Source organism: Rhizobium sp. Nf11,1 (assembly GCF_050587665.1).
Lineage (GTDB): Bacteria > Pseudomonadota > Alphaproteobacteria > Rhizobiales > Rhizobiaceae > Rhizobium.
Genome location: NZ_JBOBHU010000006.1, coordinates 141823 through 160019, shown reverse-complemented (window position 1 = coordinate 160019; position 18197 = coordinate 141823). Strand labels below are relative to the sequence as shown.

The 18197-nt window shown below is 62.4% G+C and carries 20 protein-coding genes; 11 read left to right on the top strand and 9 right to left on the bottom strand.

Going from position 1 to position 18197, the window contains the following annotated elements:
- Positions 1–68: 68 nt before the first annotated feature.
- Entirely contained in the window at positions 69–995 is a 927-nt protein-coding gene (locus ACQ7C1_RS11690; protein WP_430958372.1) for a LysR family transcriptional regulator, read from the bottom strand.
- A gap of 131 nt (positions 996–1126) precedes the next feature.
- Here ACQ7C1_RS11690 and ACQ7C1_RS11685 point away from each other — a divergent pair, with 131 nt between their 5' ends.
- From ACQ7C1_RS11685 to ACQ7C1_RS11670, 4 genes are all read left to right on the top strand, one after another.
- Positions 1127–1606, top strand: coding sequence for a carboxymuconolactone decarboxylase family protein (locus tag ACQ7C1_RS11685; RefSeq protein ID WP_085778718.1), 480 nt, complete (start codon positions 1127–1129; stop codon positions 1604–1606).
- A gap of 68 nt (positions 1607–1674) precedes the next feature.
- Positions 1675–2433 carry an SDR family oxidoreductase gene (locus ACQ7C1_RS11680; RefSeq protein ID WP_430958371.1) on the top strand — a complete coding sequence of 253 codons (759 nt, stop codon included), beginning with the start codon at positions 1675–1677 and terminating at the stop codon, positions 2431–2433.
- 62 nt (positions 2434–2495) lie between these two features.
- A complete protein-coding gene (locus tag ACQ7C1_RS11675; RefSeq protein WP_430958370.1) occupies positions 2496–2912 on the top strand; it encodes a cupin domain-containing protein in 417 nt (138 codons plus the stop codon).
- A gap of 95 nt (positions 2913–3007) precedes the next feature.
- Positions 3008–4489: a mechanosensitive ion channel domain-containing protein gene (locus tag ACQ7C1_RS11670; protein WP_430958369.1), complete on the top strand. Its 1482-nt coding sequence runs from the start codon at positions 3008–3010 to the stop codon at positions 4487–4489.
- Here the strand turns inward: ACQ7C1_RS11670 and ACQ7C1_RS11665 are convergent, their stop codons facing one another.
- Positions 4490–4978 carry an RrF2 family transcriptional regulator gene (locus ACQ7C1_RS11665; protein ID WP_430958368.1) on the bottom strand — a complete coding sequence of 163 codons (489 nt, stop codon included), beginning with the start codon at positions 4976–4978 and terminating at the stop codon, positions 4490–4492. It lies immediately after the preceding gene.
- Between the two features lie 272 nt (positions 4979–5250).
- Between ACQ7C1_RS11665 and ACQ7C1_RS11660 the strand changes: the two genes are divergently transcribed.
- The 3 genes from ACQ7C1_RS11660 to ACQ7C1_RS11650 are packed head-to-tail and all read left to right on the top strand — an operon-like array spanning position 5251 to position 6957.
- On the top strand, positions 5251–5631 hold the full coding sequence (locus tag ACQ7C1_RS11660; protein WP_430958367.1) for a COG4315 family predicted lipoprotein: 381 nt from the start codon (positions 5251–5253) through the stop codon (positions 5629–5631).
- Positions 5632–5662: 31 nt separating this feature from the next.
- A complete protein-coding gene (locus ACQ7C1_RS11655) occupies positions 5663–6178 on the top strand; it encodes an RNA polymerase sigma factor (RefSeq protein WP_430958366.1) in 516 nt (171 codons plus the stop codon).
- Entirely contained in the window at positions 6175–6957 is a 783-nt protein-coding gene (locus ACQ7C1_RS11650; protein WP_430958365.1) for an anti-sigma factor family protein, read from the top strand. The genes ACQ7C1_RS11655 and ACQ7C1_RS11650 overlap by 4 nt, the downstream gene beginning before the upstream one ends.
- A gap of 3 nt (positions 6958–6960) precedes the next feature.
- Here the strand turns inward: ACQ7C1_RS11650 and ACQ7C1_RS11645 are convergent, their stop codons facing one another.
- From ACQ7C1_RS11645 to nthA, 3 genes are read right to left on the bottom strand one after another with little or no spacing between them, the layout of a single operon-like run.
- The gene (locus ACQ7C1_RS11645) at positions 6961–7332 is read right to left on the bottom strand and encodes a nitrile hydratase accessory protein (RefSeq protein WP_430958364.1); all 372 of its coding nucleotides are present in this window, start codon (positions 7330–7332) and stop codon (positions 6961–6963) included.
- On the bottom strand, positions 7319–7978 hold the full coding sequence (gene nthB, locus ACQ7C1_RS11640; protein WP_430958363.1) for a nitrile hydratase subunit beta: 660 nt from the start codon (positions 7976–7978) through the stop codon (positions 7319–7321). The genes ACQ7C1_RS11645 and nthB overlap by 14 nt, the downstream gene beginning before the upstream one ends.
- Entirely contained in the window at positions 7975–8640 is a 666-nt protein-coding gene (gene nthA / locus ACQ7C1_RS11635) for a nitrile hydratase subunit alpha (protein WP_097598002.1), read from the bottom strand. The genes nthB and nthA overlap by 4 nt, the downstream gene beginning before the upstream one ends.
- A gap of 353 nt (positions 8641–8993) precedes the next feature.
- Between nthA and ACQ7C1_RS11630 the strand changes: the two genes are divergently transcribed.
- Together ACQ7C1_RS11630 and ACQ7C1_RS11625 are read left to right on the top strand one after the other, a co-directional pair.
- Entirely contained in the window at positions 8994–10265 is a 1272-nt protein-coding gene (locus tag ACQ7C1_RS11630) for an SDR family oxidoreductase (protein WP_430958362.1), read from the top strand.
- Positions 10265–10741, top strand: coding sequence for a DUF2269 family protein (locus tag ACQ7C1_RS11625; protein WP_430958361.1), 477 nt, complete (start codon positions 10265–10267; stop codon positions 10739–10741). The genes ACQ7C1_RS11630 and ACQ7C1_RS11625 overlap by 1 nt, the downstream gene beginning before the upstream one ends.
- On the opposite strand, the gene ACQ7C1_RS11620 is transcribed toward ACQ7C1_RS11625, so the two are convergent.
- On the bottom strand, positions 10733–11326 hold the full coding sequence (locus ACQ7C1_RS11620) for a LysE family translocator (protein WP_430958360.1): 594 nt from the start codon (positions 11324–11326) through the stop codon (positions 10733–10735). The two genes, ACQ7C1_RS11625 and ACQ7C1_RS11620, sit on opposite strands and share 9 nt — an antisense overlap.
- Positions 11327–11477: 151 nt before the next feature.
- Between ACQ7C1_RS11620 and ACQ7C1_RS11615 the strand changes: the two genes are divergently transcribed.
- Positions 11478–12326: an aldo/keto reductase gene (locus ACQ7C1_RS11615; protein ID WP_430958359.1), complete on the top strand. Its 849-nt coding sequence runs from the start codon at positions 11478–11480 to the stop codon at positions 12324–12326.
- Positions 12327–12521: 195 nt separating this feature from the next.
- On the opposite strand, the gene ilvN is transcribed toward ACQ7C1_RS11615, so the two are convergent.
- A complete protein-coding gene (gene ilvN / locus ACQ7C1_RS11610) occupies positions 12522–13094 on the bottom strand; it encodes an acetolactate synthase small subunit (RefSeq protein ID WP_011426035.1) in 573 nt (190 codons plus the stop codon).
- Between the two features lie 23 nt (positions 13095–13117).
- Entirely contained in the window at positions 13118–14908 is a 1791-nt protein-coding gene (locus ACQ7C1_RS11605; protein WP_097597997.1) for an acetolactate synthase 3 large subunit, read from the bottom strand.
- 323 nt (positions 14909–15231) lie between these two features.
- Between ACQ7C1_RS11605 and ACQ7C1_RS11600 the strand changes: the two genes are divergently transcribed.
- Positions 15232–17256 (top strand): ATP-binding protein, encoded by a 2025-nt coding sequence (locus tag ACQ7C1_RS11600; protein ID WP_430958358.1) that lies wholly within the window; start codon positions 15232–15234, stop codon positions 17254–17256.
- On the opposite strand, the gene ACQ7C1_RS11595 is transcribed toward ACQ7C1_RS11600, so the two are convergent.
- Positions 17241–18155 carry a dihydrodipicolinate synthase family protein gene (locus ACQ7C1_RS11595; protein WP_430958357.1) on the bottom strand — a complete coding sequence of 305 codons (915 nt, stop codon included), beginning with the start codon at positions 18153–18155 and terminating at the stop codon, positions 17241–17243. The two genes, ACQ7C1_RS11600 and ACQ7C1_RS11595, sit on opposite strands and share 16 nt — an antisense overlap.
- Positions 18156–18197: the final 42 nt, after the last annotated feature.

Genomic DNA, 18197 nt, shown 5'->3' with positions numbered 1-18197 from the left:
CAGGATTCGCCTGACTTAGGCAAGGCGGAAACTGACGCGGCGTGGCCGATGACGGCAGATCCCTGCACTCACCCGTCCCAGCCCCGGTCTACGCCGCTTGAACACATCGACGGGTCCTGCGCCATCGCCTCCATCAGAAAATCCAGAACGGTCTTGACGCGCAGCGGCATGTTGCGTCGCGAGGGATAGACGACGGTGACCGGCAGCCGGCTCGGCTGGAAATCCTTCATCACCGGGATCAATCGGCCGGCGGCGATATCGGGTTTGGCGATGATGTGGGAGAGCACGGCAAGGCCCGCGCCGGCAAGGGCTGCCCTGTGAATGGCGACGGCGTTACAGGCCGTCAGCCGCGGCGAGATCCTGACCGATATATCTTCCGAGCCGTTCGAAAAGGACCATGTATTGGCCTCGCCTGCCCTCGCGTAGCACAGGCATTCATGATCCTTGATGTCCTTCGGGGCGTGTGGAGCCGCCCTGCGCGAGAGATAGGCGGGAGACGCGACGAGGAAGGCCGTCGTCCAGCCGATCCGCCGGCAGACGAGGCTGCTGTCGGCGACCGGGCCAAGGCGCACTTCGAGATCGAGGCGCTCCTCGATCATATCGGAGCTCTGCTCCCTGAAAAGCAGTTCGACCGATAGTTTGGGATAAGCGGCGAGAAGATCGCCCAACCGCTCGCTGAGATAGAGGCCGAGCGGTGCCGGAACGCTGAGCCTGACCTTGCCCGAAGCGATCGCTCCATCCGATCCGGCGGCATCGCCGAGCTCTTCCACCGCCTCGAGAATCCGAAGCGCCATCGGCAGCATTCTCTCCCCCTCCGCCGTCAGCGACAGGCCGCTCGTCGTGCGATGCAGCAGGCGCGTGTTGAAATGGCCTTCGAGTGCCGCGACCTGCCGGGAGACCGCGGGCTGGGTCACATTGAGATCATGCGCCGCGGCTGAAAACGAGCCCGTCTCCACGACGCGCTGAAAGGTCCGTAATGCCGAAACGATATCCATCCCCTCCTCCTCATACTTTTGCGCATAGGCTTTATGCCGCCAGACTAAGCGAGAATGGCTTTACAGTCCAGCAATTAAGGATATCATTTATCCATAAGGACATTAAATATCCTTAATTAGAGGAGAAAGACATGACCCAGCGATTGAACTACGCCCAGCAGTCACCCGAGCTCTTCAAGAAGTTCATGGAATTCAGCATGGCGCTCCGCAGCAGCGTGATCGACGAGAAGCTGCAGGCCCTGGTCGAGATCCGCGCTTCGCAGATCAACGGATGCGGCTTCTGCCTCGACATGCATGTGAAGCAGGCCAAAATCCTCGGCGAGAGTGAGCTCAGGATCTATCACGTCGCTATCTGGCGGGAATCGAACCTGTTCATTCCCCGCGAGCGCGCCGCGCTGGCCTGGACCGAAGCCCTGACGAAACTGCCGGAGGGCGGCGTTCCCGACGAGATCTATGAGCGGGTTCGCGGCCAGCTTTCCGAAAAGGAAATCTCCGACCTGACCTTCGTGGTCATGGCAATCAATGCCTGGAACCGCGTCAATGTCGGCTTCAAGACTGTACCCGGCACGGCCGACAAGGCCTACGGTCTCGATAAGGCCGGCCTGAACTAACCCTCGCATTCATTGAGAAGATTCAACTTTGACGCTGCCGCGCACCGGGAGCGATGGGGAGACCTGTTATGAAAATCGTTGTCATTGGCGGAACCGGTCTCATCGGTTCGAAAACCGTCGAACGCCTGCGCAAGCGCGGCCATGAGGTGATTGCCGCCTCGCCGAACTCAGGCGTCAACACGATCACCGGAGAAGGACTGGCGGAAGCGCTTGCGGGCGCAGAGGTCGTGCTCGATCTTGCCAATTCACCTTCCTTCGAGGACAAGGCCGTGCTCGAATTCTTCGAGACCTCGGGACGCAATCTTCTCGCCGCCGAAAAGGTCGCTGGCGTCAAGCATCATGTCGCGCTTTCGGTCGTCGGCACTGAGCGCCTGCAGGAAAGCGGCTATTTCCGCGGTAAGCTCGCTCAGGAAAAGCTGATCAGGGCCTCGGGTATTCCCTATACCATCGTGCATTCGACGCAGTTCATGGAATTCCTGAACGGCATCGCCCAGTCCGGCACCGTCGGCCAGACGGTCCGCCTGTCGCCGGCCTATGTGCAGCCGATCGCCTCCGATGACGTTGCCGACGCTATGGCCGACGTGGCGCTCTCCGCCCCCGCCAACAAGACAATCGAGATATCGGGTCCCGAACGCGCTCGCCTCAGCGATCTCGTCGCCAGCTATCTAAAGGCGATGAAGGACCCGAGGACTGTCGAAGCCGATGCAGAGGCAAGATATTTCGGCGCCAGGCTGAACGATCAGTCGCTCGTCTCCGACGACAATCCGCGGCTCGGTACGATCACCTTTGAAGAGTGGTTCGCGAAATCAGCCAGTCGAAGTGATTGACTTGCCTCAGGACGCGGTCGCTTGGGCGCGTCCTCTCCATCCCAGCAACACAGGAGATTCCCATGATCAGGACATCAATCCTCGCCGCCGCACTCGCCTTTCTCACAGCGAGCGTTGGCGCCGCCCACGACAGCAGCAAATCCGCGAAGGTGACGCTCGTCTATGAGCACGAACTGCCGAACGTGCCTGGCAAGAGCATCAAGGGCGTGCTGGTCGAATACGGCCCGGGCGGCTTCTCCGAGGGCCATACCCATCCGGACTCGGCCTTCATCTACGCCACCGTGCTCGAAGGATCGATCCGCAGCCAGGTCAATGACGGCCCGGTCAAGGTCTATCAGGCCGGAGAGAGCTTTTCCGAAATGCCGGGCGACCGCCATGGCGTGAGCGCCAATGGCAGCGAGACCGAGCCCGCCCGCCTGCTCGCCGTCTTCGTCGTCGACACCGATCAGAAAGAACTGACTTTCCCGCTGAAAAAGTGAGTATCGCTGACGGCCACCCGCGGAGAGCCGGCCGCTTTCGCGGGTGGCCGACACGCTGAATCATGTGCCGCCGCCCCTTCCGGAGACAGACAGAGATGAACTACGACGCGCTCTTCGGTAGGCCGCTGATGTCCCTGATCGTGGTCGGCTTTGCCGGCATCATTGTCTGGTATTTCCTCTCCAGTCAGCGGCCGACGACGCGGCTGGTGGTGCAGATCCTCTTCTTTGCGGTGATGACGCTGATCCTCGTCGGCAGCGGCATCGAACCGCATCGTTTCGGGGGGTATCAATCCGAGGACCCGCGAGCCCTACTCGTCATCCTGGCGAAATCGCTCTGGTGGGTCCATCTCGCATGGGCAGTCATCGGCTTCATCAGGCTCTATCTGGTGCTGGAGGGCAGCCCGCGTGAGGCCCGCCTGCTCCAGGATCTCGTCGTCGGCATCGTCTATATCGGCATCGCGCTCTCGATCCTCGCCTACGTCTTCGGCGTGCCGATCGGCACCCTCGTCGCGACATCAGGCGTGGTCGCCATCATTCTCGGCCTGGCGCTTCAGAACACGCTTGCCGACGTCTTTTCCGGCATCGCGCTGACGCTCGGCCGGCCCTATGTCATCGGCGACTGGATTCTCTTGAGCGACGGCACGGAAGGGCGCGTCGTCGAAAGCAACTGGCGCGCGACACACATCCTGACCGGCGCCAACAATGTCGTCGTCCTGCCCAACAGCTTCCTGGCGAAACTCGGCCTGACCAATGTCAGCCGGCCGGACGAGACCCATCTGCTGATCCTCACCGTCCGCATCGCCCCGACCCGGATGCCGGCATCGATCCGGCAGATCATGATCGCCGCGCTCACGAGCTGCAATTCGATCGTGCGGGAGCCTGCGCCGGTCGTCGCTTTGAAAGGGCTGGATGCCACCGCACTCGAGGTCGAGCTGCTGTTTCGGGTGACGAGCCCAAGCCAGCGCGTGACGGCGCGAAATGAAGTCCTAGATCTCGTCTATCGTCATTGCAAATCCGCCGGCCTGCTTCTCGCCGTTCCGCCCGCGGCCCAGGTGCTGACCGCCGATCTGCCGACGGAAGAAAACGCCAGGCCGCCGAGCGTCACGCCGCTTGCGCTGATCGAAGCCATTCCGGTCTTTGCGACACTGACGTCAGATGAAAAGCAGAAACTTGCTGAAACCACGACTGTCCGGCAGTTCCGCAAGGGCGATGTGATCGTGCGGGAGCGCGAAATGCTGCCCTCGCTGATGATGGTGCGCGCCGGCATCATCGTGGCGCGGCGCGAAGGCGAAGAGCGCGGGCGCTTCGCACCGGGCGATTTTTTCGGCGAGACAGGATTGCTCGCCGGCATGCAGGAGATCTGCGCCTTGGAGGCCCTGACCCCGGCGACGGTCTATGAAATCGACCAGGAAGCCTTCGCGCCGCTGCTCACCCAACGCCCCGGTTTGGCCGAAGAAATCGCCGAAGCCCTCGCCGGCCGCGCCGAACGCTTCCGCGACAGCGCTGGCCTGCCTGCGGAACAGGTCCGCAACGCGCATGCCATCCTGAACACCATCAGAACCATCTTCAGGGCATGATCAGCCGGCGCGCTGGAGCACCCATTGGAACGTGTCTTGCCAGATGTCCGCCGGCACCTCCTCGGATAAGGTGCCGACAAGATCGGAGAGCCGGACGGCTCTCAACGTATTTCGCCAAGCCTCGTCGGCTTCCCACATGACGCGCGCAACCGGGCAAGGCTCGCTGTCGCAATAGCCTGCCGGCCGGCACGGATTGTTCTCGCGGATATTCGTGCAGGTGAAGCTGCGCGCCTTTCCCTCCACCGCCTCGACAATATCAAGGAAGTTGATCTCGGATGGGGATCTCGCAAGCCTGTAGCCCCCGCTCGGGCCGAGCGTGGTATCGACCAGCGAGGCCTGCGAAAGGCTTTGCAGCGCCTTGGAGAGATATTCCTTCGGCAGACCGTGAAGCTCGGCGAGCGCCTTGGTGGAGAGATACCTGCCCTCGGGCAGGCCCGCGAGAATGGCGCAGCAATGCAGCGCCCACTCGACTTGGCTTTTCAGGATCATTCAGCAACTCATAATGGCTGGTTCTGCGAACCAAATTAAGGATACAGAATATCCGCAAAGCGGCATGATGTAAATGACCGGCAGCGACAGCGAAGATGTCCACCTTCGCCGAGCAGATCGAATCCCTCGCTTGTATTGTGCTCTCCGCGGCCTCTCTCCAGCCTCATCCTGAGCCCGCGAAAAACTTTCGCTCAGCCGGGAATAAAACCGCCTCGCCCCGTGTCTCATATCAGGTATCGCAGCATTGCGTGCCCAACCTGAGGAGAGACATCATGACAGCCGTGAAATTCCTGTCCGTCGCGGCGGCAGCCGCGCTTGCCGCGACAGCTGCTTTCGCAGCCCCTCCCGTCAAGGAAGTCGAAACCGCCAAGGGCAAGGTGCTTGCCGGCGAAAATGGCATGACCCTCTACACCTTCAAGAAAGACGCCAAGGGCGTTTCCAACTGCAACGGCGATTGCGCCAAGAACTGGCCGCCGCTGATGGCCGCTTCCGATGCCAAGGCCGATGGTGCATATTCGATCATTGAACGCAAGGATGGTAAGAAGCAATGGGCCAAGGACGGCATGCCGCTTTATTACTGGGTCAAGGACAAGAAGGCCGGCGACATCACCGGCGACGGTGTTGGCGGCAACTGGGACCTCGCAAAACCTTGATGGCAGAGGCTCTGATCGCAAGAGAGTCGGCGTGAAGACACCTGCACCCGAAACCTTCGAGGGCCAGATACTGGCCCTCCTCCCCTCGCTCAGGCGCTATTCGCGCAGCCTGACGCGCTCGGATGCCGACGGCGAGGACCTGCTGCAAGACTGTGTCGAGAAGGTCCTGACGCGCCGCGGCCAATGGCGCGGTCTCAATCTGCGAGGCTGGGTCCTGACCATCATGACGAACCTTTACCGCAACGGCCGGCGCGGCAAAGCGCGCGACGGTCTGGTCGAGCTCGACGCCGCGGACGATATGGCAGCGCCCGAACCGCCGGCCGATCCGCTGGAGCGCGCCCGACTCAACGATGCGCTGAACAGCCTTTCGGAGGAGCACCGCGCCGTGCTGATGCTCGTCGTCATCGAGGGCTATAGCTACAGCGAGGTCGCCGCCGCGCTCGATATCCCGATCGGCACCGTCATGTCGCGCCTGTCGCGCGCCCGCCGGCGCGTCGCCGAGCATCTGAAGGCCGATAACGTCATTACGCTTCGGAGACCGAAATGAACGAGACCAACCCGATCGTCACCGAAGCCGATCTCCACGCCTATGCCGACGGCCAGTTGCCGCAAAGCTCGCGCGCCCGCATCGAGACCTACCTCGCGGACAACCCGGACGAAGCGGCGATGATCGCCGAATGGCAGGCGCAGAACGCAAGCATCCGTTCCCTCTTTGCCGGGTACGAGAAGGCCAGGGACACTGATCCTCTGCTCGTTGCGCCCTCACGCGCGGTCGCGCCCGCGCGGAAGCGCTGGGCACTCGCCGCCGCGGCCCTCCTCGTCTTTGCGCTCGGCGCCGTCAGCGGGTATTATGGCCCGGCTCTTCTAGAAAAGCCGGAGCTGCAGCTTACCGGCTCAGAAACCTTCCCGAAACAGGCCGAGACCGCCTTTACCGTCTATGCCGCCGAGGTCCGTCATCCCGTCGAGGTCTTCGCCGACGAGGAAGCCCATCTCGCCACCTGGCTCGGCAAGCGCCTGGCGATCGAGAACCTCAAGATCCCGAACCTGCAGCCGCTCGGCTTCAAGCTGGTCGGCGGCCGCCTGCTGCCGGTCGACGGCCGGCCGGGCGCGATGTTCATGTACGAGAACCAGGCCGGCGAGCGCCTGACCGTCATGGTCGGCCGCAACAGGGAAAACCGCACGACGAGCTTCCGCTTCGCCTCATCGGGCAATCTCGAAACCTTCTACTGGATCGACGGCGAACTCGGTTATGCCGTCACCGGCGAAATCTCGCGCGAAGCGCTGCGCGCGGTGGCCGAGGAGTGCTATCGGCAGTTCCCGTCATGACGTTTAGCGCAGCGGATCGTTGGCAAGCTCGATCGGCTTGCCATGCGGCGTCGCTTCGGCCGCCCGCTGCCAGCTCTTCTGCAGGTCGAGGAGTAGGGATGCATCCGCCACGCCGCGATTGACCAGCAGGTCCGAGAGCGCCGCCACCCAGCAGTCGAAATAATCGCTGCCGTCCTCGGCTCGGCCTGGCTGATGCAATTCCCGCGAAAGGGTTTCGGCCCACTCGGTCCAGGAAAACAGCCCCTTCTCATGCAGATGCACGGTTATGGCGAAGGCTTCAGCCGCCCAAGGTTCAGGGAAAACAGGATCACCCTCCGGCGACTTCGGTAAACCCGGCGATTGCGAGAGCTGAGAGGGTATTTCACACACGCTCAAGATAGCTCTCCCATGCATCGATCGAGACCGTCAGCGACGGGTCGGCACCCTCACCCCAGAGCTCCGTGCCATCAAAGATGACGGTATAGAGCCATTGCGGGTTCTCGCCCTTGCCATGCGCATTGTCGTCGGGAAGGACGAAGGAACCCTGCACCGCTTCGACGATGCCGGTCTTGGCCCTGGCATAACGCGGCAAGCGCGTATGGGTGGCCGGATTGAAATTCCTCGTCCGCACCGTCTCGCCGACCGCAAATATCGGCGCGGCCTCGACAGGACGATTGCATGGCCCGCCTTTCGCGAGAACCGCCGGTACCATCTCGGCCTTCAGCACCCGTTTCGGCGTCGCGCCCTCCTGCAGCTTGCGCCCAGACAGCAACTCCTCGCGCGTCGCAAAACCGTGCCGTTCGAGCAGCGTTTCGACGCCGCGGATCCAGATCTCGTAATAGCTGGCGGCAAGATAATCGGCCGGCGGAATATTTTCGCGGGCATGCCGGCTCTCATCGATCGTCCAGGCGCCGAAAGCGCCGCAGGAAAGCGTGATGCCGAGAGCCCGCTTCTCCCAGTCGGCATGGAAAGAGGGCTCATCCTTTTCAGGGGCGATAGGCCCGAAACCCATCTGCCCGCCGAGATCGTGGGGTCCGTTCATGGCAGAGCCTCCGGACTGCCGGCAGCTGAAATTTTCGAGCTGCCCGCGATCGCCGTCCCGATCATCGCATCGCGGCTGACGAGATCGGCCAATGAGGTCTCATCCAACCCTTCCGTGCCCGCCGGCCGCTCGGGAATTACGAGATAACGCAGCTCCGCCGTCGAATCCCAGACGCGGACCTTTTTCTGCGCAGGCAGCACCAGCCCAAATTCGGCCAGTACGCCGCGCGGATCGATGACGGCGCGCGAGCGATAGGCCGGAGCCTTGTACCAGACCGGCGGCAGGCCGAGCACCGACCAGGGATAACAGGAGCAGAGCGTGCAGACGATCAGGTTATGGGTGTCGGGCGTATTGAAGACGGCGCGCATATGCTCGCCCTGCCGGCCGGTAAACCCAAGGCTCGCAATCGCCGCCGTCGCATCGCGTTTCAGCCAGTCCGCGAATTCGGGATTGCTCCATGCTTTCGCGACGACACGCGCACCGTTGCGCGGCCCCACCTTCCTCTCATAAGTCTCGACGATCGCATCGATTGCCCCCGGATCGATCAACCCCTTCTCCGTCAGCAGCGTCTCCAGCGCTTTGACGCGCGCCTGCATGTCGGAGTAGCGGTTGTCGTGGTGATGGTCGTAGTTGTGATGGTCGTCGTGATCATGGTCGTGCAATGGATGTTCTCCCAAACGACAGATAGGTAGTGTCCGCTTCTTCTCTCGGCGGCGGCCCGGGCACCCCTTCTACCCCACGGGGAGAAGGTGGTCCGAAGGGTCGGATGAGGGGCCATACGGCGACCCGTCATTGCGCTTCGCTTACGCTTCGCGCACCCGCGGCTTCGCCGCTCGCCCCCTCATCTGCCTGCCGGCATCTTCTCCCCGCTGGGGAGAAGGGGAATCGTTGCAAGGCCCCGCCCTTCTCAAAGTATCGCCGGTGGAAAGCAGCGCAAACATCCCCTTTTCTATCACACCCCACGCACCCGCCAACCCCTCCTATCCCCCTCAAACTTTTCCGCTAATCTCCAGCCATGAACATCCTGATTCTCGGCGCAACCGGTTTCATAGGCTCCGTCGTCGCGGCCCGGCTCGCGGCCGATGGGCATGCCGTGACCGGGCTCGGCCGCAATCCTGAGCGTGCGCGTTTGAAGCAGCCTGCGATAAACTGGCGGCGGGCCGATCTGTCCCGCATGACGAAGGCCGAGGACTGGGAGGATCTCCTGAAGGACCAGCATGCCGTCGTCAATTGCGCCGGCGCGCTGCAGGACGGCCTGTCGGATGATTTGGCAGCCACACAGGGAGATGCGATGCTGGCGCTCTATTCCGCTGCGAAACGCTCTCAACCTTTGATCATCCAGATATCGGCAAGGACGGCGGGCGCCGCCGGCGATCTGCCTTTCCTCGCCACCAAGCGACGCGCCGACGAGGCGCTGGCGGCAAGCGGCCTGCCTCAGCTCATCCTGCGCCCTGCCCTCGTTCTCGGCCGCAATGCCCATGGCGGCTCGTCGCTCATCCGGGCGCTTGCCGCCTTCCCCTTGGCGCTGCCGCTCATCCACGCCGAAAGCGGGGTCGAAACCCTGTCGGTGGACGACGTGGCGGAAGCCGTGTCGCGGGCGGTTTCAGGCGATCTGCGCGGGGATATCGCTCTTGCCGCCGACGAGGTGCTGACGCTTGCCGATCTCGTCCACCTCCACCGGCAATGGCTGGGCCTGGCGCCGGTCCGCGTCTTTTACCTTGCGCCTTGGCTTGCACGACCCGTGACCTGGCTCGCCGATGTCGCGGGCCTGCTCGGCTGGCGTTCACCGCTGCGCTCGACGGCAATGACCGTCATGTCGGAAGGCATAAAAAGCGCGAAGGCGGAGAGCGGCCTTGCCGCGACATCAGCCGCGGCAACGCTCGCTGCCAATCCCTCCGGCGTGCAGGATCTCTGGTTCGCCAGGCTCTATCTGTTGAAACCGATCGTCATATCAGGCCTGTCGGGCTTCTGGCTGCTCTCCGGCCTGATCCCGCTGCTGGCGGTGCAGAAGGCCTCCGCCCACTTCCTGCCCTTCATGCCGGACGCGGCCGCAACTGCGCTGACGCTTCTCACCTGCCTGATCGACATCGCGCTCGGCGCCGCAGTCCTTGTCCGCCCGCTCGCCAGACGCGCCCTTCTCGGCATGCTGGCCGTCTCATTGGCCTATCTCACCGGCGGCACACTTCTCGAACCCGCCCTCTGGCTCGATCCGCTCGGCCCCCTTGTCAAGGTGCTGCCATCGATCCTGCTGACGCTCACGGCGCTTGCCACCCTGGATGAACGCTGATGCTCGAAGAATGGCTCCTGCTTGCCCATGTCATCGGCGCGACCGTTCTCTTCGGCACCGGCGCCGGCATCGCCTTTTTCATGGTGATGGCGCACCGCACAGGCGAGCCCGCGCTGATCGCCCATGTCGCCACGACCGTCGTCATCGCCGACACCGTCTTCACGGCGACCGCCGCTCTTCTCCAACCGGTGAGTGGCTATCTCCTGGCGCGGTCGATCGGTTGGGACCTGTCGGAGGGCTGGATTGCGCTGTCACTGCTGCTTTATGTCGTCACCGGTCTGTTCTGGCTGCCGGTCGTCTGGATCCAGATCCGACTGCGCGACCTCGCCCGCGCCGCGGCAAGCTCGGGAAGCGCCCTGCCGCCCCACTATTACAGCCTCTACCGCATCTGGTTCGCTTTCGGCTTTCCGGCCTTCGCGGCCGTTCTCGGCATTTTCTGGCTGATGCTGACGAAACCGTCGATCGCTCTATTTTAGCATCGGCCAGAGGCTCGCCACCGGAAGCACGGCCATGGTGATATTGAACCATTTCAGCCGCACCGGATCGGAAAGCCATTCCCTGAGCGCCGAGCCGAAGCCTGCCCAGCTCGAGACGCTCGGCACGTTCACCAGCGCGAAAGCCAGACCGACGATCAACACGCTGACGAGATAAAGCTCCGGATTCGTATAGGTCGCCATTGCGGTGACCGCCATCACCCAGGCTTTCGGATTAATCCACTGGAAAGCCGCCGCCGAGACAAAGGACATCGGTGCCGCACCGCTCTTGCCTTCGCTGAGCGAACGCGACGAAGCGATTTTCCAGGCGATCCAGAGAAGATAGGCGCCGCCGGCGAATTTCAGCACGGTATAGAGCATGGGCATCGTGTGCAGCAGCGCGCCGAGCCCGAGACCAACGGCAATGAGTAGCGAGAAGAAGCCGGCGCCGATGCCGAACATATGCGGGACAGTCCTGCGGAAGCCGAAATTCACGCCCGAAGCGAAAAGCATCATATTGTTCGGCCCCGGCGTGATCGACGTCGTAAAGGCGAAGAGAACGAGAGCGAGAAACGTATCCAGCGGCATGAAACCTCCTGAAGCCGGCTTTTCCAGCAGCCCGCTTTATTTAGGTCAGCGTAACTGTCCTAAATCGCCGACACCAATACATCATTGTCATGGTGACAGGATTACTTGAAAGATAGCGGCGCAGCCCAATCTCCTGACCAGGATCAAGACCATGCAGGACGACCCTATCCCATCGATCACAATCCCGAACGGCGCGGAAGTGCCGGTGCTCGGCCAGGGAACCTGGGCCATGGGCGAGGATGCCGGCCATGCCAAGGCCGAGATCGAAAGCCTCAGAGCCGGTATCGATCTCGGCATGACGCTGATCGATACCGCCGAAATGTATGGCGATGGTGGCGCCGAGGAAATCGTCGGCCAGGCGGTCAGGGGACGGCGCGACGAGGTCTTCATCGTCAGCAAGGTCTATCCTTGGAATGCCAGCCTGAAAGGCACGATCGAGGCTTGCGAACACAGCCTCGAACGCCTCGGCACGGACCGCATCGATCTCTATCTCCTGCATTGGCGCGGCAACTATCCGCTCGCCGAGACCGTCGCCGCCTTCGAAATGTTGAAGGCGTCAGGCAAGATCGGCGCCTGGGGCGTCTCCAACTTCGACACTGATGACATGGAGGAACTGCTTGGCGTGCCGGATGGCGTCAATGTCGCCGCCAACCAGGTGCTCTACAATCTCTCTCACCGCGGCATTGAATTCGACCTCCTGCCCTGGTGCCGAAGCCGCGGCATTCCCGTCATGGCCTATTCGCCGATCGAGCAGGGCCATATCCTCCATCATCCGGAACTGATCCACATCGCCAAGGCCTACCAGGCGACACCCGCCCAACTGGCGCTCGCCTTCCTGCTGAAACGCGACGGCGTCATCGCCATCCCGAAGACCTCGAATGCCGAACGTGTTCGCGAAAACCGCGACTGTGTGTCGCTCGATATCACCGACGAGGATTGGGAAGCGCTCGACGCTGCCTTCCCGCCGCCAGCCGGGAAAAAGCCGCTGGAGATGCTGTGATCTACAGCGGCTGCCAGCTAAAACACCCCTCACCGGCTGCCGGCACCTTCTCCCCGCTTGCGGGGCGAAGGGGATATGCCGAGTCGGCTTCATCCACCTCGACGTTGCGTTTCGCACGTCCCCTCGCCACGTTTACGGGAGAAGATTAGGGGTGAGGGGCAGCTAATCGGCACGGACCTAACAGCGGTAGCAGGCTCACATCCCCTGCGCGCCACGGTTCATGGCAGCAATGCCGGTACGGCACACTTCGATCAGGCCGAGCGGCTTCATGATCGCGATGAACTGGTCGATCTTGGAGGATTTGCCCGTTATCTCCAGAATGAAGTGATCGATCGTCGCGTCCACCACCTTGGCGTGGAAGGCATCGGCAAGCCGTAGCGTCTCGGCGCGTGTTTCGCCCTCGCCGATCACCTTGACCAACGCAACTTCCCGCTCGATCGGCCGGTCCTGGCCGAGTTCGCGGGCCCGCACCGTCAGATCGACGACGCGGTGAACAGGGACGATGCGTTCGAGCTGCGCCTTGATCTGCTCCAGCACATGAGGCGTGCCGCGCGTTACAATGGTGATGCGGGACAGATGCGCCTGGTGCTCGGTCTCGGAGACCGTCAAGCTCTCGATATTGTAGCCACGGCCGGAGAACAGGCCGATGACGCGGGCAAGGACGCCGGGCTCGTTGTCGACGAGAACCGAAAGTGTATGGCTCTCGACTGCGGTCGTTTCCGGAGAGATGAAATAGGCAGAGCCCGTGGGCTGAAGATGTGCGTTCATGGTCCTGGGTTCCTACCTTATCGTTATACGAGCTGACGGCCCTTGGCGTCGATCGCGTTGGCGACGGCTTCGTCGGTGGCTTCGTCGGGCAGCAGCATTTCATTATGCGCCTTGCCGGAGGGGATCATCGGGAAGCAGTTGGCGAGATTGGCGACGCGGCAATCGAAGATGACCGGCTTCTTGACTTCGATCATCTCGATAATGGCGTCGTCGAGCTCGTCCGGCTTTTCGCAGCGCAGTCCGACCGCACCATAGGCTTCCGCAAGCTTGACGAAATCGGGCATCGCTTCCGTATAGGAGTGCGACAGGCGGTTGCCGTGCAGCAGTTGCTGCCACTGTCGCACCATGCCCATATACTGGTTGTTCATGATGAAGATCTTGATTGGCGCGTCGTACTGGATCGCCGTCGACATTTCCTGAATGCACATCTGGATCGAGGCATCGCCGGCGATATCGATGACGAGGCTTTCGGGATGGGCGATCTGCACGCCGAGGGCCGCCGGCAGGCCGTAGCCCATCGTGCCGAGGCCTCCCGAGGTCATCCAGCGGTTCGGCTGTTCGAAGCCGAAGAACTGCGCGGCCCACATCTGGTGCTGGCCGACTTCGGTCGTGATGTAGGTGTCGCGGTCCTTGGTATGCGCATAGAGCCGCTCCAGCGCATATTGCGGCATGATCACATCGTTGCTCTTGGTATAAGCAAAGGAATTGCGCGCCCGCCAGCGGGCGATATCGCTCCACCAATCCTCGAGGCGGCCCTTCTCCGGCCTCTTCGGCAGCGCCCGCCACAGGCGGACCATGTCTTCGAGGACATGGCCGACATCTCCGCGGATGCCGATGTCGACGCGGACGTTCTTGTTGATCGAGGACGGATCGATATCGATATGGATCTTCTTCGAATTAGGCGAGAAGGCGTTGAGACGGCCGGTGATGCGGTCGTCGAAGCGGGCGCCGATGCAGACCATGACATCGCAATCATGCATCGCCATGTTTGCTTCGTAGGAGCCGTGCATGCCGAGCATCTTCAGCCAGTTCTTGCCCGAAGCCGGATAGGCGCCGAGGCCCATCAGCGTCGAAGTGATCGGGAAATCGGTGAGCTCGACCAGCTCGCGCAGCAGCTTGGAGGCCTCGGGACCGGAATTGACGACGCCGCCGCCCGAATAGATGATCGGACGGCGCGCATTCGCCATCATCTCGATCGCCGCATGGATCTGGTTGAGGTCGCCCTGGATCTTCGGCTGGTAGCTCTTCTGGATCGCGTAATCGGCGGGCGGCGTGTAGGTGCCGGTCGCAAACTGCACGTCTTTCGGAATGTCGACGACGACGGGGCCTGGACGGCCGGACTGGGCGATGCGGAAGGCCTCATGAATGATGGCGGCGAGTTGGTTGACATCCTTGACCAGCCAGTTGTGCTTGGTGCAGGGCCGGGTGATGCCGACCGTGTCGCATTCCTGGAAGGCGTCGGAGCCGATCAGTGGGGTCGGAACCTGGCCGGTCAGGCAGACGAGCGGGATCGAATCCATCAGCGCATCCTGCAGCGGCGTGACCGCATTGGTGGCGCCAGGACCAGAGGTCACCAGCATGACGCCGACCTTGCCTGTGGAGCGGGCGTAGCCTTCGGCCGCATGGCCGGCCCCCTGCTCGTGGCGAACGAGAATGTGCTTGATCTCGTCCTGCTGGAAGATCTCGTCATAGATCGGCAGAACCGCGCCGCCGGGATAGCCGAAGATATGTTCGACGCCGTTATCCTTCAGCGCCTTGAGAACGATCTCCGCTCCCGTCATCCGATTGCCTGCCGCCTGATTGTCCGTGCTCATCTGTGTCTGTTCCGTTTGATGCTGGATTTGCGATTGTGGCCGGGAGCCCGATTTCGGGCACAAAAAAAGGCCCCGGAGGAGCCTGTCACCTAGCGCATGGGTGGCTGTCGCCGGATGGTTACACCATCCTGCCCATGCGCCTTCCCACCACGATAAGAGCCGTTGCGATTTTCATGGCCGGCAGTGATAGACAGAAAATTTCGCAGCGTCAACGCATGCCGCAACAAAAAACTGCCCTGGGCCCCCGCCTTCCAAAATCGATAGGATGAAGGATTTGTTAAAGGATCGACTTTATCCTTTAACGCTACCGCAGGGAGTAGCCTTTGCTCAACAACGACTTGCGCATGTCTGGCAAGGCAGGCGAGCACGATCGACGCGACGGCCATACGCCGGGAAATCGCTTTCTCGGCCGCGTCGTTGCATGCAGCGGCTCCAGGGCCACGATTGCCGCTGTCGCCGTTGAGGGCGGCACCGATCTTACAGAACTCTGGTCCGTCGGCCGGCTGATTTCGATCAGCGTCGGCCGCAACCGTGTCGTCGCCCTGGTCTATCAAATGAACACCGGCAGCCATGCCTGGGGCGAAGGCGAGGACAATAAGTTCAGGATCGAGACCGAGCTTCTCGGCGAAGTCCGAGTCGATGAGGACGGGCGCGAGGAATTTTCGACCGGCATCTCACGTTATCCCTATCTCGGCGCCATCGCCCATCGCATCCGCGCCGCCGACCTTATGCGCATCTACGATGCCGGAACGGGGACGACCGCCGTCATCGGCAAGCTGACGCAGGATGAAAGCATCGATGCGGCGATCCACATCCCGTCAATGCTCTCCAAGCATTTCGCCGTCGTCGGCTCGACCGGCGTCGGCAAGTCGACCGCCGTATCGCTACTTTTGCACAAGGCGATCGCGGCCGATCCGAAGCTGCGCGTGCTGATCCTCGATCCGCACAATGAATTCGCCGCCGCCTTTCCCAAGCACGCCGTCACCATCGATACGGATACGCTCGACCTGCCCTTCTGGCTGATGCGGCTGGAGGAATTTGCCGAAGTCGTCTTTCGCGGCCGCCCGCCCGTACCCGAAGAGCTCGACATGCTGCGCGACATCATGCCGGAGGCCAAACGCGCCTTCCGCGGCAGCGACAACTCGCTGGTGCGCCGCACGACGGAAAAGAGCTCGATCACCGCCGATACGCCGGTTCCCTACCGCATGGCCGATCTGCTGGCCTTGATCGACGAGCGCATCGGCCGCCTGGAAGGCCGTGCGGAAAAGCCCTCCCTGCGGTCGCTGAAGATGCGCCTCATCGCCGCGATCAACGATCCGCGCTATCACTTCATGTTCTCCAACAACACGATCAGCGACACGATCACCGATACCATCGCGCAGATCTTCCGCATCCCCGGAGATAACAGACCAATCTGCACCTTCCAGCTTGCCGGCATTCCCTCCGAAGTCGTCAATTCGGTCGCCTCAGTGCTTTGCCGCATGGCTTTCGAAGTGGCGTTGTGGAGTGACGGCGCCATCCACATGCTCGTCGTCTGCGAGGAAGCCCACCGCTACATCCCGTCCGATCCGAACCTCGGCTTCATCCCTACGCGCCAGGCGATCGCCCGCATCGCCAAGGAGGGCCGTAAATACGGTGTCTCGCTGGGCATCATCACTCAGCGGCCAGGCGAGCTCGACCAGACGATCCTGTCACAGTGCTCGACGCTCTTTGCCATGCGCCTTGCCAATGACCGTGACCAGGAAATCATTCGTTCAGCCATCCCGAATTCATCGATCTCGACGACGAGCTTCATCTCCTCGATCGGCAACGGTGAGGCGATCGCCTTCGGCGAGGCGATCAGCGTGCCGATGCGGATGCGCTTCTCCCGTGTTGAAGAGAACCTCCTGCCGAAGGCCGCCAGCGCCAACAGCAAGCATAGCGAGGAAGATCCCGATACGGTCGATTTGCGCAAGATCGTCACCCGCATGCGGGCGGTGACCGTCGGGCCTGACATTTCGAATTTTCAGCAGAGCGTTGCGGCATCCATGCCAGATTTCGACGAGGCGCAGGAAACCGACGACGCTTTCGATGCCAAACCCGTTACCCCGTCGGCACCGGCTTCGGCGCCACTCCAATCCTACCGGCGCGAATTGCTGCCGCAGGCGCCGCGGCTGGACCCGGCCGAACCGGCCCCGATCGATCCGCGGCTGGACGCGCTGCGCCGCGAACTGCGTCGCGAGGAGCCGGTCTTTCCTCGGCCGGCGCCGCCGACCGACCAGCCGCAGATCACCCGCCGGGAACCCGGCCCGTCTCTGCGTGAAAGCATCCTGAAAAAGCCGCTGAGCAGCCTTTACAACAAGGATTGATGCTCCAGCGCGATCAACGGCCTGGCAGCATCGAGCACACGCTGGCGATCCGCCGGCCCAAGCGGCAGGAGCGGCCGGGGAAGTTCCGACCGAACGCCAAGGAGATGCTCGGCCAGCATATAGACCACGCGAATGCTTCCATACGCCTTGAACACGTCCCAGAGCGGCTGCAGAAGATCATCGAGCCGGCGCGCCTCGCCGCCGTTGCCGGCGATCGCGGCCTTGGTCAGAGCGAGCGCTACGCGGGGAAGAAGCCCGCCGATAACGCTGTACCAAGCGTCTGCGCCTGCAAGCAGTGCCTCCGCCGCACCCCAATCGCCGCTGTAGCCGATCGCGAGATCGGTCTTTTCCCGTAACGTCGCAAGCTCCCCAAGCAAATCGCCGTCTGCCGGCAGCGGCATTTTCACCGCCTTGATCGTCTCGATATCGGAGAGGCGCTGCAGAAGCTCGCGGCTGAAGATGAAGTGCGTCGTGCCGGGATTGTTGTAGATGCAGAGCGGCAGTCTGGTTGCCTTGGCCACAGCGAGGAAGTGCTGGTAGGCCTCTTCCTGGGTCAGCGGCGTGTAGGAAACAGGCGCAAGCAGAAGCGCATCCGCGCCGGCAGCCTCGGCGTCCCTGGCGAGATCCACGGCATGATCCGTCCTCAGGGCGCCTGCCCCGACGAGGAGTGGAACACGGCCGTTGACGCATTCGACCGCCGCTTTGACGGCCCGCAGCCGCTCCTCGCGCGTGAGATAGGCGTAAATCCCGGTGCTGCCGAGAAGGCCGATGGAGGCCACACCTGACTCGCACAGGGGGGCCAGCAAGCGGCAGAGCCCCTCAAGGTCGACCCGGCCATCGGGATCGGCAGGCGTCGGCGGAAAGGCCGAGAGGCCATGGAACGTAGAAATGGCAGGCATGATGCGATCCTGAAAGGCAGTTGATTGGCAACGAGCCAGACG

Bases quoted from the DNA above. Each gene is read 5' to 3' on its own strand.
- ACQ7C1_RS11690 (WP_430958372.1), bottom strand. From the start codon at position 995: ATGGATATCGTTTCGGCATTACGGACCTTTCAGCGCGTCGTGGAGACG.
- ACQ7C1_RS11685 (WP_085778718.1), top strand. From the start codon at position 1,127: ATGACCCAGCGATTGAACTACGCCCAGCAGTCACCCGAGCTCTTCAAG.
- ACQ7C1_RS11680 (WP_430958371.1), top strand. From the start codon at position 1,675: ATGAAAATCGTTGTCATTGGCGGAACCGGTCTCATCGGTTCGAAAACC.
- ACQ7C1_RS11675 (WP_430958370.1), top strand. From the start codon at position 2,496: ATGATCAGGACATCAATCCTCGCCGCCGCACTCGCCTTTCTCACAGCG.
- ACQ7C1_RS11670 (WP_430958369.1), top strand. From the start codon at position 3,008: ATGAACTACGACGCGCTCTTCGGTAGGCCGCTGATGTCCCTGATCGTG.
- ACQ7C1_RS11665 (WP_430958368.1), bottom strand. From the start codon at position 4,978: ATGATCCTGAAAAGCCAAGTCGAGTGGGCGCTGCATTGCTGCGCCATT.
- ACQ7C1_RS11660 (WP_430958367.1), top strand. From the start codon at position 5,251: ATGACAGCCGTGAAATTCCTGTCCGTCGCGGCGGCAGCCGCGCTTGCC.
- ACQ7C1_RS11650 (WP_430958365.1), top strand. From the start codon at position 6,175: ATGAACGAGACCAACCCGATCGTCACCGAAGCCGATCTCCACGCCTAT.
- nthB (WP_430958363.1), bottom strand. From the start codon at position 7,978: ATGAACGGACCCCACGATCTCGGCGGGCAGATGGGTTTCGGGCCTATC.
- ACQ7C1_RS11630 (WP_430958362.1), top strand. From the start codon at position 8,994: ATGAACATCCTGATTCTCGGCGCAACCGGTTTCATAGGCTCCGTCGTC.
- ACQ7C1_RS11625 (WP_430958361.1), top strand. From the start codon at position 10,265: ATGCTCGAAGAATGGCTCCTGCTTGCCCATGTCATCGGCGCGACCGTT.
- ACQ7C1_RS11620 (WP_430958360.1), bottom strand. From the start codon at position 11,326: ATGCCGCTGGATACGTTTCTCGCTCTCGTTCTCTTCGCCTTTACGACG.
- ACQ7C1_RS11615 (WP_430958359.1), top strand. From the start codon at position 11,478: ATGCAGGACGACCCTATCCCATCGATCACAATCCCGAACGGCGCGGAA.
- ilvN (WP_011426035.1), bottom strand. From the start codon at position 13,094: ATGAACGCACATCTTCAGCCCACGGGCTCTGCCTATTTCATCTCTCCG.
- ACQ7C1_RS11605 (WP_097597997.1), bottom strand. From the start codon at position 14,908: ATGAGCACGGACAATCAGGCGGCAGGCAATCGGATGACGGGAGCGGAG.
- ACQ7C1_RS11595 (WP_430958357.1), bottom strand. From the start codon at position 18,155: ATGCCTGCCATTTCTACGTTCCATGGCCTCTCGGCCTTTCCGCCGACG.